The 15,277-nt window shown below is 40.4% G+C and carries 17 protein-coding genes; 4 read left to right on the top strand and 13 right to left on the bottom strand.

All coding sequences use genetic code 11. The annotated features are described in order from the left end of the window. Positions 1-66: 66 nt before the first annotated feature. Positions 67-861: a hypothetical protein gene (locus HW120_RS14530; RefSeq protein WP_177734809.1), complete on the bottom strand. Its 795-nt coding sequence runs from the start codon at positions 859-861 to the stop codon at positions 67-69. Between the two features lie 44 nt (positions 862-905). After that, complete coding sequence (locus HW120_RS14525; RefSeq protein ID WP_177734807.1) at positions 906-1,736, bottom strand: UDP-2,3-diacylglucosamine diphosphatase; 831 nt, start codon at positions 1,734-1,736, stop codon at positions 906-908. Positions 1,737-1,880: 144 nt separating this feature from the next. Here HW120_RS14525 and aroC point away from each other — a divergent pair, with 144 nt between their 5' ends. Further along, positions 1,881-2,930: a chorismate synthase gene (gene aroC / locus HW120_RS14520; RefSeq protein WP_177734805.1), complete on the top strand. Its 1,050-nt coding sequence runs from the start codon at positions 1,881-1,883 to the stop codon at positions 2,928-2,930. 166 nt (positions 2,931-3,096) lie between these two features. Next, positions 3,097-3,933 carry a T9SS-dependent choice-of-anchor J family protein gene (locus HW120_RS14515; RefSeq protein ID WP_177734803.1) on the top strand — a complete coding sequence of 279 codons (837 nt, stop codon included), beginning with the start codon at positions 3,097-3,099 and terminating at the stop codon, positions 3,931-3,933. Positions 3,934-3,975: 42 nt separating this feature from the next. On the opposite strand, the gene HW120_RS14510 is transcribed toward HW120_RS14515, so the two are convergent. The 3 genes from HW120_RS14510 to HW120_RS14500 all read right to left on the bottom strand — a co-directional run bounded on the left by HW120_RS14510 (position 3,976) and on the right by HW120_RS14500 (position 6,778). Then, positions 3,976-4,119 (bottom strand): hypothetical protein, encoded by a 144-nt coding sequence (locus tag HW120_RS14510; RefSeq protein WP_177734800.1) that lies wholly within the window; start codon positions 4,117-4,119, stop codon positions 3,976-3,978. A 70-nt stretch (positions 4,120-4,189) separates the two neighbouring features. Then, complete coding sequence (locus HW120_RS14505; RefSeq protein ID WP_177734798.1) at positions 4,190-4,603, bottom strand: thiol-disulfide oxidoreductase DCC family protein; 414 nt, start codon at positions 4,601-4,603, stop codon at positions 4,190-4,192. 3 nt (positions 4,604-4,606) lie between these two features. Continuing rightward, positions 4,607-6,778 (bottom strand): endonuclease MutS2, encoded by a 2,172-nt coding sequence (locus HW120_RS14500; RefSeq protein WP_177734796.1) that lies wholly within the window; start codon positions 6,776-6,778, stop codon positions 4,607-4,609. Positions 6,779-6,869: 91 nt separating this feature from the next. Between HW120_RS14500 and HW120_RS14495 the strand changes: the two genes are divergently transcribed. Continuing rightward, positions 6,870-7,535, top strand: coding sequence for a uracil-DNA glycosylase (locus tag HW120_RS14495; RefSeq protein ID WP_177734795.1), 666 nt, complete (start codon positions 6,870-6,872; stop codon positions 7,533-7,535). On the opposite strand, the gene HW120_RS14490 is transcribed toward HW120_RS14495, so the two are convergent. The 3 genes from HW120_RS14490 to HW120_RS14480 all read right to left on the bottom strand — a co-directional run bounded on the left by HW120_RS14490 (position 7,536) and on the right by HW120_RS14480 (position 11,003). Beyond that, positions 7,536-8,468, bottom strand: coding sequence for a transglutaminase-like domain-containing protein (locus tag HW120_RS14490; protein ID WP_177734794.1), 933 nt, complete (start codon positions 8,466-8,468; stop codon positions 7,536-7,538). It lies immediately after the preceding gene. A gap of 24 nt (positions 8,469-8,492) precedes the next feature. Beyond that, the gene (locus tag HW120_RS14485; RefSeq protein ID WP_177734793.1) at positions 8,493-9,338 is read right to left on the bottom strand and encodes a substrate-binding domain-containing protein; all 846 of its coding nucleotides are present in this window, start codon (positions 9,336-9,338) and stop codon (positions 8,493-8,495) included. 153 nt (positions 9,339-9,491) lie between these two features. Further along, positions 9,492-11,003 (bottom strand): succinate CoA transferase, encoded by a 1,512-nt coding sequence (locus HW120_RS14480; RefSeq protein ID WP_177734792.1) that lies wholly within the window; start codon positions 11,001-11,003, stop codon positions 9,492-9,494. A 158-nt stretch (positions 11,004-11,161) separates the two neighbouring features. On the opposite strand from HW120_RS14480, the gene HW120_RS14475 reads away from it, so the two are divergent. Next, positions 11,162-11,992 carry a helix-turn-helix domain-containing protein gene (locus HW120_RS14475; RefSeq protein WP_177734791.1) on the top strand — a complete coding sequence of 277 codons (831 nt, stop codon included), beginning with the start codon at positions 11,162-11,164 and terminating at the stop codon, positions 11,990-11,992. On the opposite strand, the gene HW120_RS14470 is transcribed toward HW120_RS14475, so the two are convergent. The 5 genes from HW120_RS14470 to HW120_RS14450 form a co-directional block, all read right to left on the bottom strand. Beyond that, positions 11,989-12,522, bottom strand: a complete 534-nt coding sequence (locus HW120_RS14470) for a GNAT family N-acetyltransferase (protein ID WP_177734790.1) — start codon at positions 12,520-12,522, stop codon at positions 11,989-11,991. The genes HW120_RS14475 and HW120_RS14470 overlap by 4 nt on opposite strands. Further along, positions 12,506-12,961, bottom strand: a complete 456-nt coding sequence (locus HW120_RS14465; protein WP_177734789.1) for a DinB family protein — start codon at positions 12,959-12,961, stop codon at positions 12,506-12,508. The genes HW120_RS14470 and HW120_RS14465 overlap by 17 nt, the downstream gene beginning before the upstream one ends. Then, positions 12,962-13,834, bottom strand: coding sequence for a nucleoside phosphorylase (locus HW120_RS14460; RefSeq protein ID WP_177734788.1), 873 nt, complete (start codon positions 13,832-13,834; stop codon positions 12,962-12,964). Between the two features lie 14 nt (positions 13,835-13,848). Further along, positions 13,849-14,199, bottom strand: a complete 351-nt coding sequence (locus HW120_RS14455) for a translation initiation factor (RefSeq protein ID WP_177734786.1) — start codon at positions 14,197-14,199, stop codon at positions 13,849-13,851. A gap of 118 nt (positions 14,200-14,317) precedes the next feature. Further along, the gene (locus HW120_RS14450; RefSeq protein ID WP_177734784.1) at positions 14,318-15,268 is read right to left on the bottom strand and encodes an isopenicillin N synthase family dioxygenase; all 951 of its coding nucleotides are present in this window, start codon (positions 15,266-15,268) and stop codon (positions 14,318-14,320) included. Between the last annotated feature and the right edge of the window lie 9 nt (positions 15,269-15,277).

Raw genomic sequence — 15,277 nt, 5'->3', positions numbered from 1 at the left:
TTTTTATAAAACCATTTGTAATTCTTTAACAAACGATTTTATGAAGTTACAGAGTGATTTTTCTTTTTAATTAATATGATAAACGTCTAAATATTCCTGTTGCGTTTGATTCGCCGAACTCGGTATTGGTAAAGAGATTCCCGGGGGAAGACCTGCTGCTAACTGATAACTTAAATTGGTATTCGTATGCACCACACCAATGTCTTTTGAAAAATACTGCGTAGAAATAAGAACGTCCTGCGACGGTAGTACTACAAAAGTTATGCCAAAAACCACAGTCGAAACTTTTAAATTAACAATTGTGTTAACAGCTTTTACATTGGTATACGGATCTCCGTTGGGAGAAATATAGTTGGAAAAGGAATTGCCTGCCTTTGAAGTAACCTTATATTCTATTGTTAAGGGGTATTCCTGAACGGTTTGCTGCATTACGCCGGTAACCGTACTCAAGAGCTGATTGGGAGCAGCATTTTCTTTAAATATGATAAAATCACTCAGGTTTATATTAATGGGCAGCTGTGCGGCCGGAGTGATCCCTATGATTCCCGATGCCAGTAACTGGTCACCGGATTTCCGGACACCGTTTTTGTTTAAGGAATTGGAATAAAATCCGGTTGGAAAATCTTTCGCTTTAAACTTTTTATAAGCAGTGCTGGCAATAAGGGTATCATTAGAAATGTACAAGGAATCTTTTACAGTATTCCCGCTTGCATCGTTGATTTCGTAGGTCCAGTAATTACTGCTTCGCAAGGGAAAATAATCGGAAGCCGACGGGTTATCTGTAGTGCCTTCTCCTTCAGAGGAAGAGGAACATGAAGCCAGAAATGCAACAGCAATCAGGGGCAGGTATCGTAATTTCATTTTAGTAAAATGTTTTAGCTAATTTACTAAAATTTGTTAAATAATTAACTTTTCATCAGTATTTTTAGAGAAAGGATTTCCTGGCTTAATTTTGTTTCCAGCTCGAAATAATCCTCTTCATCATCAGCAAAAGCCTCTTTGGTGTGCTGATACAGTTTCCATCGTTTCTTGTTGTATTCCAAAGCGGTTAAATTTTCAACCCAGTCACCGGAATTCAAATAAAGCGTTTTCCCTTTTTTATTTTCTTTGGCTTCGATCTTGGGTTCGTGTATGTGTCCGCAGATCACATAATCGTAATTCTTTTCAATGGCAAGATCGGTAGCGGTGGTTTCAAAATCCGAAATAAACTTCACGGCTTTTTTTACGCTGGCTTTTATCTTTTTGGATAACGAATACGGCTCTTTGCCCATTTTTATCAGGCACCAGTTGATAAAACGGTTCAGCAGGATTAAATAATCATAGCCAATCCCGCCCAGTTTGGCTATCCATTTGGCATGATGAACGGAATTGTCGAAAATATCACCGTGAAAGATCCACGCTTTTTTATCATGCAGCGGTAAGACCAGTTTGTCTACTATGGAAAAATTCCCCATAGTGGTATCGCTGAACTTCCGCAGCATTTCATCATGGTTTCCGGTAATATAATAAACTTTGGTTCCTTTGGAAGAGAAATCAAGTAACCTTTTGACAACCTTTAAATGGGATTTGGGAAAATAAGATTTTCTAAATTGCCAGATGTCAATAATATCGCCGTTTAAGATTAGTATTTTTGGCTTGATACTATTCAGATATTCCAATAATTCTTTGGCATGACAACCATAAGTACCTAAGTGCACATCGGAAATCACTACAATATCAACAATTCTCTTTTTCAATGAATTGAATTTTAAGTTTAACAAATAAACAGGTTTGTTGTTATTAAATATTTAGTGAAACATTAAATAATTATTAGTTTTTTGAGAAAAGTTTATTATTGATAAGCTAACGGAATACCTTATTTTTGTATAAAAATTATACTCATGGCAGGAAATACATTTGGAACACTATACAGGATCACAACTTTTGGAGAATCACATGGAGACGCATTAGGAGGCATTATCGATGGCTGTCCTGCCGGAATAACTTTGGATTTTGATGCGATTCAACAGGAAATGCAAAGAAGAAAACCCGGTCAGTCGGCTATTGTTACCCAACGAAAAGAAGAAGACGAAGTACAGTTTTTATCCGGAATATTTGAAGGAAAAACAACAGGCACTTCCATTGGGTTTATAGTACCGAATACCAACCAGAAATCAGACGATTATTCACATATTAAAGATACTTACCGTCCAAGCCATGCCGATTATGTGTATGAGCAGAAATATGGAATAAGAGATTACCGCGGCGGCGGAAGGAGCTCGGCAAGAGAAACCGTGAGCAGAGTAGTGGCTGGAGCTGTTGCAAAACAGGCAATGCCGGAAATTAAGATTAATGCTTTTGTTTCTTCTGTTGGCGATATCTTTATCGATAAACCCTACCAGGCTTTGGATTTTTCCTTAACGGAGTCAAATGCGGTGCGTTGTCCGGATCTGGCAACGGCTCAGAAAATGGAAGACTATATTAAAGAAATCCGTAAAGACGGGGATACCGTTGGCGGTACGATAACCTGTGTGATCCAGAATGTGCCGATTGGCCTGGGAGAACCGGTTTTCGACAAGCTTCATGCCGAATTGGGTAAAGCCATGCTTTCTATTAATGCCGTTAAAGGATTTGAATACGGAAGCGGTTTCTGCGGGGCTAAAATGAGAGGAAGCGAACACAATGACCTGTACAATGCCGACGGAACAACAAAGAGCAACCTTTCCGGCGGAATCCAGGGAGGCATCAGCAATGGAATGGATATCTATTTCAGGGTCGCTTTTAAACCGGTAGCCACCATTATGCAAAAACAGGAAGTTCTTGATAATAAAGGCAATCTGATCGAACAGCAGGGGAAAGGACGTCATGATCCGTGTGTGGTGCCGCGTGCAGTACCTATCGTTGAAGCAATGGCAGCCATTGTTTTATTGGATTTTTACCTTAGAAAATAAGAAAATTAGTAAAAAAAATAGCTTTTATCCAAAACCTTAAGTTAATCTTAAGGTTTTTTTATAGGTATTAACGTTGCTGTAGGGATTTTCCGAATTAACATATTTGTAGTTTTTTACTTAAATTTTAGTCGTTAAATTTACTTTTATTAATCTAAAAATATATTTAATGAAAAGAACATTACTTTTTGCAGGTCTGCTATTTGGAACGCTATTTAGTGCGAATGCACAAACTACTATTTTTCAGGAAAATTTTGAAAACAATGCCACTTTAGCGGGATGGACACTTCATAATGTAGACGGATTAACGCCAAACGGAACCTATGCGGGAGTATTTGGAACAAATGCCTGGGCTGTTGTTTCCTGGACTTCAGAAGCGGGAAATAAAGTAGCTTCTACAACATCATGGTTTAATCCTGCCGGACAGGCAGACAGATGGTTAGTGTCGCCGCAAATTGCAGTGCCGGCTAATAATGTAGTTGAATTAAAATTCAATGCGAAATCCGGAGATACCGATCCTGCTTTCAGAGATGGTTATACCGTATATGTTTCTACCACCGGAACCAGTATTGCAAATTTCGGGACTACCGTTTATAATATCTCAGCAGAGGTGAATACCTGGCAAAATAAAACGATAGATCTATCCCAATTTGCCGGACAGAATATCTACATTGCCTGGAGAAATAATAATAGTGACAAGAATTTGCTGAGCATCGATAATGTTGCGATTACCGCTACAGCAACGGCTTCAACTGCCGATTTCTTAGCGTCTAAACTATCCGTTTTCCCTAACCCGGCTAATGATGTGGTAACGATTACGAACAATGCGAATCTTTTAATCAATGCTGTTCAGGTTAACGACATCAATGGCAGAACTGTAAAAGCTGTTAAACTGGATGCGGTATCTGAAGCTCAGGTAAATGTTTCGGAATTAAACGCAGGTGTTTATTTTATGAATATCACGACTAACGAAGGTGTTAGCACTAAAAAGATCGTTAAAAAATAATTTAATTTTTTTTCTGAATGTAAGAACGGGATTAGAAATTTTCTAATCCCGTTCTTTTTTCTTTTTATCGGTATTCATCATAAAGAATACAATCCCTATAAGACAAAATACAACCAGTGAAAAGATACCAATCATAATAAAGGCACCGTTTGACCAGGAATATAAGGGCATTGCCAGTTTTTCCATAAAGTATAAGATTTAAGTTTCAATCAAATATATACTTTAAAAAAAGATAAAATAATGATAATTATCAGTTTTACAGGAATTTAGCCTTTAGCTCCGGTGTAGGCATCATACAGCTTTCTTTTTTGCCGTACCATTTGTAGCGGTTTCGGGCAACATAATCGTAAACGGCATTGGCGATGGCTTTCGGAACCAGTGAAAACACGCCCATAAGAGCATATACGCCACCTATTGTTTTAGCAATACTAATAGCCGCATCTGCCTTGTAATGATAGGCAATTCCCGGTTCGTATAAAATAATACTGTCGGTTTTGGCAGTATCAATACCGATATACCGGATCACCTGCTGTCCCAGCTCCGATTGTAACGGAAGAAAGCGGAAAACATCATTCTTGTCATGCCTGATGATAAACTGCACAGAACTGTCACACAGGTTGCAGTAACCGTCAAAAAGCACAATCTTTTTATCTTTAGGTAAACCTTCCATTTGTTATTTTTTTCTTTCCACAAGCTCTAAACTGTCCAGATCCACTTTGGAAGTGAAAATCCCGTAGTTAACCGTTGCTTTATTTTTTTCAATAGCATCAATACTGCCCACGGCTTTACCGTCAAGCATGCGCACGCGGTCGCCTACTTTTAAAGGGATCTTAGGCTTATTGCTTTCCTCTTTGATGGCTTTTATCTTCTTTTCTTTTTTCTCTTTACGGATTTCTTCAACCTTGACTTTTACTTCTTCGATGATCTCTTTCTGAACGGTTTCCTTCGCTTTTTTCTCTTTAACGGTAACTTTTTTACGCTTGGAATTTTCAATTTCCACCATTTTCAAAAACTCACCGATAAGCTCTTTTTTGTTCTTGTTGTTAAAGTATTTTTCCGAAATATCGTCCATCTTCTGACCCATATAGATCAAACGCTGGTTAGCATCATACAATTCCTGGTAGCTTTCCAGTTTTTGCTGGATCTTGGTGTTGATGCCTTCCATTTTCTTGCTTTCCTCACGGGCTTTGCTCTCTTCTTCCTTCAAATTCTGAGAGGTTTTTTCAAGCTTGGAACGCTCTTTCTGTAAGTTGGCTATGGTTTTGTCAAAACGCACTTTATCGCCTTCAACTTTCTTCTTGGCACGATTGATCAATCCGTATGGAATACCGTTTTTCTGGGCTACTTCAAACGTAAAGGAACTTCCTGCCTGACCCAGATGCAGTTTGTACATCGGCTCTAAGGATTTCTCGTCAAAAAGCATGTTGGCATTTGTGGCAAACGGCAATTCGTTCGCCAGGATTTTTAAATTCGTATAATGCGTGGTAATGATTCCGAACGCTTCCCGGTGGTAGAACTCTTCCAGAAACGTTTCGGCCAAAGCACCACCCAGTTCCGGATCGGAACCCGTTCCGAATTCGTCAATCAGGAATAAGGTCTTGGAATTACATTTTTTAAGGAAGTAATTCATATTCTTCAAACGGTAGCTATACGTACTCAAATGATTTTCAATCGACTGATTATCGCCGATATCGGTTAATATCCTGTCAAATAAGAACGTTTCACTGCGCTCGTGTACCGGAATTAAAATCCCGCTTTGCAGCATTAACTGCAGCAAACCGATGGTTTTTAGGGTAATACTCTTTCCGCCGGCATTAGGACCGGAAATCACGATGATCCGGTTCTCATCATTCAGCTCAATGGTCTGCGGATAGGTAGGCGCATTTTTCTGCTTGTTGTTCAGGTATAAAATAGGATGGTAGGCCTCGCGGAAAAACAATCTTTTTTCATTGGTGATTGTAGGCAGGATACCGTTGATTCTATAGGCATATTTGGCTTTTCCGGCAATAATGTCAATATCGCTCAGAAATTCCTGGTACTGTTTTAAAAGCTCCAGATACGGACGGATAGTGTTCGTCAGCTGTTTTAAAATACGTGTTATTTCCTCACGCTCTTCATATTCCAGGTTGCTTAATTCACGGGAATAGCGCAAAGTCGCTTCCGGCTCGATATAGGTAATGCTTCCGGTTTTGGAATTGCCCAGTATCGTTCCTTTTACTTTACGGCGGTACATGGCCAAAACGGCAAGAACACGGCGGTTATCGACGATCGTTTCGCGGATGTCGTCCAGGTATCCCAGGCTGTTATAACTGGAAAGTGCCGTTCCGAAACTCTGGTTGATTTTTCCGCGCACCAGGTTCATATTGCGGCGGATTTCCACCAGCGCCGGGGAGGCATTATCCTTAATTTCCCCGTATTTGTCAACAACCTCATCAATTTTCTGAACGATGAATTTTGTCAGCTCCACTTCCGAAGCCTTTTCGTTTAACTTGGGATAATAATCCTCAAATTTTCTGAAAAACAAAAGCAGCGTATTAACGGTTTCCGACAAAGCACTTATTTTTCTAAAGCTGCTCAGCTCCAGAAAACTGTCCTCAATGGCCAGAAACTTAAGCTCATTGGTAATGGTATCGAAATAATGATTCGGTATGGCGTTGTTATTGGTAAACGAAGAAACGTACTCGGATGTCTGCAATAACGCATCCATCAGGGTTTCCTGATCTTTATAGGGTATAATTTCAAGAGCTTTATTTTTCCCGATTTCGGTATTGCAAATATCCGAAATGGTATTCAGTATCGTTCTGAATTCTAAATCTTGAAGGGTTTTATCGGTAATTGAAATCATTTTAAAAAGTTGAATTGCAAATTTACAAAGAAGCCCAATCGCTAAGGCTAAATGTCTGCTAAAAATACTATTTTTGATAAAAAATAAAAAAATGCAAGTAAATATACATCCTTCCTGGGGAAATGTACTCGCTTCTGAGTTTGATAAGCCATATTTCGAAAAATTAATCGCCTTCGTAAAGAACGAATATTTGCAATTTAAATGTTATCCGAAAGGAAGCCATATTTTTTCAGCTTTCGACCATTGTCCTTTCGATAATGTAAAAGTCGTTATCATTGGTCAGGATCCGTATCACGGACCCAATCAGGCAAACGGACTTTGCTTTTCGGTGAACGATGGTATTCCTTTCCCGCCGTCGCTGCAAAACATTTTCAAGGAAATTGAAAGTGATCTGGGCATCGGCACTCCGAAAACCGGAAACCTGGAACGCTGGGCAGACCAGGGTGTACTGCTTTTAAACGCAACTTTAACCGTAAAAGAAAGCCTGGCGGGCAGCCATCAGAATCAGGGATGGGAAGAATTTACCGATGCCGTGATTCAGAAAATCTCCGATGAAAAAGAAGACGTTGTTTTCTTACTTTGGGGCGGATTTGCCAAGAAAAAAGGTGCCAAAATAAACCGGAACCGTCACTTTGTGCTGGAAACCGGACATCCTTCGCCATTGAGTGCGAACAGGGGATTATGGTTTGGAAACCGTCATTTTTCGAAAGCCAACGCCTTTCTGAAAGGAAAAGGAAAACCGGAAATTAACTGGTAATCAATTAAAGGTAAGCTCACCCAGAATTTCTTCCGACATAAACGGACCACCCGGATATTTGGCCGTATAATCAAGATTCAGCCAGATCTGACCGCGTTCGTCTATGTGGTAATTAATGTCTTTACCTTTACTTTCCTCTTTAAAAAGAACCTCTTTGATCAGGTAAATCACGTTTTCAAGATCGGCTTTGGTACCAATGAGCATTTCCGGATACAAATGGCCTCCGGTATGGATCACTCTTGGCGTACCGCCAATGGCGCGTATCAATGCCGACATCAGGATGGCGTGGTCATCACAATCGCCGGAAAAGTGCTGCAGCGATTCACTGGCCGAAGCGATATATTCCCGGCCTTTCGGATCGTTAACATAATTCCATCGTTTTTTAACCTCCGCAAAAACGGCAAAGCACTGAATGATCTGGCGGTATTCCCGGAATCCTTTTACATCCTGAAAATGCAAGGTAGTGGCTTTTAAGGCAAAATTGCGGACTTTAGGATTCGTATAATCTACAGCATCTATAATCTTGGATTTGTTGGGAAACGGCAGTAATTTAGAGATAATGATATCCTGCGGATTGGCATCTTCCGACATGGTGTAGATCATGGCACGATAATCTTCAAAAACGGAATTAAAACCGTAACCGCCAAATAAAGTCCCCCAGATCAAAGCCAGCAGGTACAGGAAAATACAGATAATGATAACCGTTTTGAGCAGGCGGAGTGCCAGCTGAACCAGTACCAGTATCACCACAAACAGCAATACTCTGTCGATATGTAAAAACCATTCCGGATCAATTAAATTCTGATGGGCAATAATAAAAATCGGAATGGTTATTAAGATATTCAGTAAAAAAATGACAATATTATCCCATGGCTTTGGCAAAGAAAGCTTTTCTTTTACTTTTTTTAAATTTGTTGCCGTGGGTGAAGTCATTTTAGCGTCAATAAAACTGTAAAATTATTTTACAACCATTTCATAACCAATTTTCGTACTGATAATGCCCAGATCGAATAATTGAGACTGTACTTTTTCGAACGTTTTTTTATCGAATTGTTTTTGTGACCATTGTGTCAGTTTCAGCCATTCCTGTATGTCTTCCGTTTTTTGATTAAAGCGGCTTGCCAGTGTCCGGTCAATACTCGGAATTTCTTTAAACTCACGGGTAGTTGTATTGATAATTTCCAGAATCTGGTCGATTACATGTTTGTCTTTTTCCAGAACTTCATTGCGCACGGCAATAACAAAGCAGGGCCATGGCGTCGGGCAATCGGCGATTCTTCGGAAAGTACCGTTATCGACAAGTGGTTTTGTCATAAAACGTTCCCACATAAAATAATCTGCAGTACCGTTTGTCAGGGCTTCTACCGCACCGTCAATGGTATTGACAATTTCAAAGGAAAGGGCATCGGTATTCCAGCCTTCGTTTTTAGCATTTACGATAGCCATTAAATGCGAGCCCGAACCCATACGGCTGATGGCTGCTTTTTTTTGTTCTAAATCGGATAAGTGGTTGTAAGGAGCATTTGCGGCAACGTGAATACCCCAGATCAAAGGCGACTGCACATAGGTTTGCACGATACTGCTCGGATTACCTCCGGCTATATCTTTTACAATCCCTTCCGTTAATAGTATCGCTATATCTGTTTGATTATCACGAAGCATCTGGCATAGCTTTCCGGTTCCTTCCGGAACATCAACCCATTGTAAGTCAATATCTACTTCGTTAAATTCGCCGTTTTCAATGCACAAATGCCAGGGTAAATTAAAATGCTCCGGCACTCCAGCAATTCGAATTGTTTTCATGTGAAAAAATTAATTGCTAAGATAGTAAGAGAAAATAGATTTTTAAGACAAGAAGGGGTTAAAAATAAACATTCCCCGTATAATAAATAAGATTTACTACCGGGGAAAGTTTTTCGCAAATAAACAAAGAAAACAACACAAATGTTATTGTTTTTAATAGGTTACGAGACAGTTTTGCTTCATGGAGCCTGTTTCGGTATATCTGGTGTGAAAAAGAAATGATTCTTCCAGCAGGTGCGGGGTGTGGCCGCCTCTAAGGCAGGCTCTTTCAAAATAATCCTGCAGCTGGTCACGGTATTCCGGATGCGCACAGTTTTGAATGATTACCCGGGCTCTTTCTCTTGGAGCCAGGCCTCTCAAATCGGCTAATCCCTGTTCGGTTACCAGAATGTCCACGTCGTGTTCCGTATGGTCTACATGCGAAACCATTGGCAGTACATGGGAAATAGCATTGAATTCTTTAGATGAGGACTGGGTTACAAAAATGCTCAGGTAGGCATTTCGAGCAAAATCGCCGGAACCGCCAATACCGTTCATCATTTTTGTTCCCGATATATGGGTGGAGTTTACATTACCGTAAATATCAAATTCAATGGCCGTATTAATCGCGATGATGCCCAGGCGGCGGATCACTTCGGCGGCATTGCTGATGTTTTGAGGGCGTAAGATGATCTTGTCTTTGTAGTTGTCAAAATGCTTCAGTATGTGCTTGTAGCAGTCTTCGGAAACGGTAATGGACGATGCCGAGGCAAAGGTCATTTTGCCGGTATCGATCAATTCGAAAGTACTGTCCTGAAGCACTTCGGAATACATAACCAGGTTTTCGAAGTTTCCTTTGGCAAGTCCCGACATTACAGCGTTGGCAACTTTTCCGATTCCGGCTTGTAGCGGCATTAACGAATTGGTTAAACGTCCGCTTTGAATTTCTTTTTCAAAAAAGGCCAGCAAATGATTGGCTATAGCGGTGGTTTTTACATCGGGAGCGGCCGTTTGTGCCGGGCTGTCCGGAATTTCCGTAAAAACAATTCCAACTACTTTTTCCGGGTTGATCGCAATCACATCAGAACCAATTCGTTCGTCGGAAGTAGTGATGTGGATCGGATTGCGGTGCGGATAGGCATCGGGAATAAAAATATCGTGTATTCCTTTAAATTCAAAAGGGATGGAGGTATTGATCTCAATAATGATCTGATCGGCTAAATGCGCAAAAGTGGCCGAGTTGCCAACGGAAGTAGTGGGAATGATGTTTCCGTTCTCGTCAATATAAGCTGCTTCAATAATAGCGAAATCCAGCTTCGGAAGGTGTTTGTTTTCCAGTAATTCAGCAGTTTCGCTAAGATGCTGGTCAATAAAAAGAATGTCGCCGCTGTTGATTTTCCCCCGCATTACCGGATCTACCTGGAAAGGCATTCTTTTATAAAGGGCATTGCTTCGGGCCAAATCGGCATCGGTAGTGTGTCCTAAAGAAGCGCCGGTAATCAGGGTAATGCCGATGTTTTCATGTTCTGCCCGAAGGGCAAAGGCAGGAAGTACCGCTTTGCTGTCGCCGGCTTTGGTGAATCCGCTGGAGCCAATAACCATTTTGTCTTTGAAAAAACCGGCGGCCTGATGTGCGGATATCACTTTGTCTTTGTAATTTTGAAATCGAATTCTATCTGAGTTCATAAATTGATATTTTGATAAAAAATAAAACCAAAAAATAAAGTTTTAATAACAAAAGCTTTTTATTAATTTTAATATTATTGGTTTAGATTACAATTTTAGAGAAATAATATAGCAGCTTATTATTGTTATAAGCCAAAAACATATTCATTTCAGACACTATGGAGCAAAACAATCAGGTCATTGAAAAATACTATACCAAAGATGTCGATACCGATAAGAGCAGTATTTACTGCCATCATGATTTGATGGGCGAATTGCTCATTCCAACGCACCGGCACGAAAAAGCACAGCTGTTGTATACGGAAGGCGGGATTGTATATGTGACCACCGAAACCAAAACCTATTTTCTTCCGGCACGCCATTTTATGTGGATACCGAACAATATCAGGCACAGTATTCATCCCAGTTCGGAAAATGTAATGATGCGGAATCTGTATTTTCCGATAGATAAGAATGAACATTCCTTTTATAATAATGAAGGGATTTACCCGGTAAATGATTTGTTGTTGCAAATGATGCTTTTTACAAACCGGTGGAATGGCAATCTGAAAAAAGGCAGCCGGAATTTTGTGATAGCAAAAGCCATTAAAGCGATCTTGCCGGAAATATGTGAAACCAATCTGCCGCTGGCATTACCTTCGGCAAAAGACAAAAGGCTGATTAAGATTGTAACCTATCTGGATGAAAATTTAGACGAAACCATCTTTTTTTCGGATCTGGCAGCAAAATTCGGATTCAGTGAGCGTTCCTTATACCGCTTGTTTCAAAAAGACCTCGGCATGTCGTTTATCCAGTTTTTTACAATCCGAAGAATGCTAAAAGCAATTGAGTTGCTTTTGGAAAAAAGACTTCCGGTAAACGAAGTGGCGCAGGCGGTTGGTTACAACAGTATCCCGACTTTCAGCAATACTTTTTATAAACTGTTAGGGCAGCGTCCGTCCGATTATCTAAACGGTGTTGAAATTCTAAAAAAAAGCCAGCAAAGTTAATTGCCGGCTTTTTTATTGGTGTATTCAAACCAGATGCATTCATCCCCGTCATCCGAGAAAAATTCGGTATGCGACGGTTCCAGCTTTTGAAGAATAGCCCGCGATCCGGTATTGCCAATCATGGCATAAGCATAAATTTTATCCAGCTGCATGGTGTTGAATCCGTAGTTCAGACAGGCTGTTGCCGATTCCAGACCATATCCTTTTCGCCAATGTTTTTTAATAATACGATAACCCAGATCGTAGAATTGAACATGCTGATTGAGAGGCTCGGTAATCAGTTTTAAACCTGTCCAGCCAATAAACTCATTGGTATCTTTTAAAACCATTGCCCAGCGGCCAATGCCATTCGTCTGATATTGGGTTCGGATATACGCAATGGCATTTTGGGCTTCTTCCATTGTTTTTATAGGTTTTTTGCCTAAAAATTCATGCACGTCAGGATCGGAATCCAAACGGAAAATACCGGCAGCATCCTCAGGAACTAACTCCCGGATGTACAATCTTTCGGTTTCAATTATTGGCTTCATTTTTTATTGCTTTAAGATGGTGTTCCAGATGTACAACATAATCGGTCATTAAAAAACGGAGATCCCGCTGCTGATTATCCGGTAATAATAGCGGATAAGCGAGGGTGTCTTCTGTCTGATTGAGCATCACAAAGGCAATCTGCCTGTTTAGCTGTGCCCAAAGCAGCAGTAAATCGGGACTGTCTTTTTCCTGATAGCGATTTGCTTTTACCAGTTCATCCGGATTGTATGGCCTTATGGAATACGGTTTCTCCAGGTACTGAATTTCTGTAAAACGCTGTAGGTTATTAATAGCCGAATCAATCAAATGGCCTAAAATTTCTTTTTTAGACCATTTGGTACCGGAAATTTTACGATCGAAATCAACAAGCTGTTTGTGGTGAAATAAATCCTCAATCTCCTGAATATTCTTTTGCAGCTGCGCGGCAACGGTGTTCATTTATTCTGCCAGTTTGTTCAGGGTGTATAGGATGAGCTCATCCACCGCTTTATACGGATCTTCACTAAAAGTTCCGTTGGCTCTGTTGGCAATAATGGCATTTAACGATAAGGCTTCGTGACCCAGTAAGCGGGCTAAGCCGTAAATTGCTCCGGTTTCCATTTCAAGATTGGTCATTCGGGTGCCGTTATAGTTAAAGCTGTCCATTTTGGCATTCAGCTGTTCGTCCTGGATCGGTAAGCGCAGTACACGCCCCTGCGGGCCGTAAAAACCACCTGCCGTTCCGGTAAAGCCTTTGTGGATCTGGCTGCTTTCTACTTTTTTTGATAGCGCAGCACTTCCTTTTACAACATAAGGTCTTCCTTTTCTCAGATCCCAGTCGGTATGTTTGATAAAAGCCTCTTCAATTTCTTTTTCGGAAATAGTATCTATAATATAGGAGCGAAGCATATTGTCCAGTCCTAAACCGTATTCCGACATTACAAAACTGTCTACCGGAATATCAGCCTGTAAGGAACCGGAAGTCCCGATGCGGATAATATTAAGGGAAGTCAGCTGTTTTTTAATCGTACGGGTTTCCAGGTCAATATTAACCAGGGCATCCAGTTCGTTCATAACAATATCGATATTGTCGGGACCGATTCCTGTAGACATTACTGTTAATCGTTTGCCTTTGTAGGTACCGGTTTCGGTTTTGAATTCTCTTTTTTGAGTCGAAAATTCAACCGTATCAAAATGCTTGGTGATTTTAGAGACCCGGTTCTGGTCTCCCACAAATATAATATCTGTAGCGATGTTTTCCGGTTTAAGGTTTAAGTGGTAAACACTACCGTCCGGATTCAGGATTAATTCTGATGATTCAATTGTTGTCATTCGTTTTAATTTTATTAACCGCCTACGCGTTTTACTTTATAGCCTTCTTTTACAAGGAAATCCATGATTTTATCACGGAAATTACCCTGAATGATGATTTCTCCGTCTTTGGCAGCCCCGCCCACACCACACAGTGTTTTTAATTGCTTGGCCAATGTTTTTAAATCGTCTTCACTACCGGCAAACCCTTTGATGATGGTTGCTGTTTTACCGCCTCTGTTTTTTTTATCCAGATGGGCTTCCAGTTGTTGTTTGTCAGGCGCTAATGTTTCTTCCTGTTCCTGCTCGTCATGGAACTCAAAATCTTTATTGGTGGAAAATACAAATCCGCCAAGGTCTTCTAAACTGCTTATTTTCTTTGCCATAAAAAAATTATAGAGGTGATGCCAAGCCGGTATAACCGTTTGCATCACCGATATTGTAAAACATAAAAGACATTAAGTATCGAACTTAATGTCTTTTACAATACTATAAAAATAGCGATTATTTTTTAATTAACCCTAAATCTACCAAACGTTCGTATAAGAAATCACCGGCGGTAATATCGTCATAGCGTTTCGGATTTTCGGCATCAATGCAGTTTTCCAGGCAGTCCAAAGGCATTTCGCTTATCGGGTGCATAAAAAACGGGATTGAATAGCGGGAAGTTCCCCATAATTCTCTTGGCGGGTTCACCACCTGGTGAATAGTGGATTTCAGTTTGTTATTCGTGTGACGGGATAACATATCGCCCACATTAATAACCAGTTCATCATCCTGGGCAATGGCATCAATCCATTCGCCGTTGTGATTCTGAACCTGTAATCCTTTCCCTTGCGCTCCCATTAATAAGGTAATCAGGTTGATATCGCCATGTGCTGCTGCACGAACGGCATTTTCCGGTTCTGACGTGATAGGAGGATAGTGAATAGGTCTTAAAATACTGTTTCCGTTTTTGATGTAATTGTCAAAATAGAACTCGTCAAGCCCTAAGTATAAAGCCAGTGCTCTTAACACGTATACACCTGTTTTTTCAAGCATCTGATAGGCTTCTTTACCTACAGTATTAAATTTCGGAAGCTCATCTACAACTACATTAGCAGGATATTCCGCTTCTAATTTCGGGTCATTTTCAACGTATTGGCCAAAGTGCCAAAACTCTTTTAAATCCCCTTCTTTTCTGCCTTTGGCATGTTCTTTTCCAAAAGAAACATAGCCACGCTGTCCACCAATACCCGGAATTTCGTACTTTTCTTTAACCTCAAGAGGCTGGCTGAAAAAGTTACGAACTTCCCCATAAAGTTCATCAACTAAACGGTCATCTAAAAAATGACCTTTTAATGCTACGAAGCCGATGTCTTCGTAGGCTTTTCCGATTTCATTTACAAATTTTTGTTTACGTACCGGGTCACCCGATAGGAAATCACGCAAGTCAACACTGGGAATGTTTTGCATCTTGAAAAA

This window comes from Flavobacterium inviolabile (genome assembly GCF_013389455.1).
Lineage (GTDB): Bacteria > Bacteroidota > Bacteroidia > Flavobacteriales > Flavobacteriaceae > Flavobacterium > Flavobacterium inviolabile.
The sequence above is the reverse complement of the archived record's forward strand: the minus strand, read 5'-3'. Positions and strand labels throughout refer to the sequence as shown.

Bases quoted from the DNA above. Each gene is read 5' to 3' on its own strand.
- HW120_RS14530 (WP_177734809.1), bottom strand. From the start codon at position 861: ATGAAATTACGATACCTGCCCCTGATTGCTGTTGCATTTCTGGCTTCA.
- aroC (WP_177734805.1), top strand. From the start codon at position 1,881: ATGGCAGGAAATACATTTGGAACACTATACAGGATCACAACTTTTGGA.
- HW120_RS14515 (WP_177734803.1), top strand. From the start codon at position 3,097: ATGAAAAGAACATTACTTTTTGCAGGTCTGCTATTTGGAACGCTATTT.
- HW120_RS14510 (WP_177734800.1), bottom strand. From the start codon at position 4,119: ATGGAAAAACTGGCAATGCCCTTATATTCCTGGTCAAACGGTGCCTTT.
- HW120_RS14505 (WP_177734798.1), bottom strand. From the start codon at position 4,603: ATGGAAGGTTTACCTAAAGATAAAAAGATTGTGCTTTTTGACGGTTAC.
- HW120_RS14500 (WP_177734796.1), bottom strand. From the start codon at position 6,778: ATGATTTCAATTACCGATAAAACCCTTCAAGATTTAGAATTCAGAACG.
- HW120_RS14495 (WP_177734795.1), top strand. From the start codon at position 6,870: ATGCAAGTAAATATACATCCTTCCTGGGGAAATGTACTCGCTTCTGAG.
- HW120_RS14490 (WP_177734794.1), bottom strand. From the start codon at position 8,468: ATGACTTCACCCACGGCAACAAATTTAAAAAAAGTAAAAGAAAAGCTT.
- HW120_RS14485 (WP_177734793.1), bottom strand. From the start codon at position 9,338: ATGAAAACAATTCGAATTGCTGGAGTGCCGGAGCATTTTAATTTACCC.
- HW120_RS14480 (WP_177734792.1), bottom strand. From the start codon at position 11,003: ATGAACTCAGATAGAATTCGATTTCAAAATTACAAAGACAAAGTGATA.
- HW120_RS14475 (WP_177734791.1), top strand. From the start codon at position 11,162: ATGGAGCAAAACAATCAGGTCATTGAAAAATACTATACCAAAGATGTC.
- HW120_RS14470 (WP_177734790.1), bottom strand. From the start codon at position 12,522: ATGAAGCCAATAATTGAAACCGAAAGATTGTACATCCGGGAGTTAGTT.
- HW120_RS14465 (WP_177734789.1), bottom strand. From the start codon at position 12,961: ATGAACACCGTTGCCGCGCAGCTGCAAAAGAATATTCAGGAGATTGAG.
- HW120_RS14460 (WP_177734788.1), bottom strand. From the start codon at position 13,834: ATGACAACAATTGAATCATCAGAATTAATCCTGAATCCGGACGGTAGT.
- HW120_RS14455 (WP_177734786.1), bottom strand. From the start codon at position 14,199: ATGGCAAAGAAAATAAGCAGTTTAGAAGACCTTGGCGGATTTGTATTT.
- HW120_RS14450 (WP_177734784.1), bottom strand. From the start codon at position 15,268: ATGCAAAACATTCCCAGTGTTGACTTGCGTGATTTCCTATCGGGTGAC.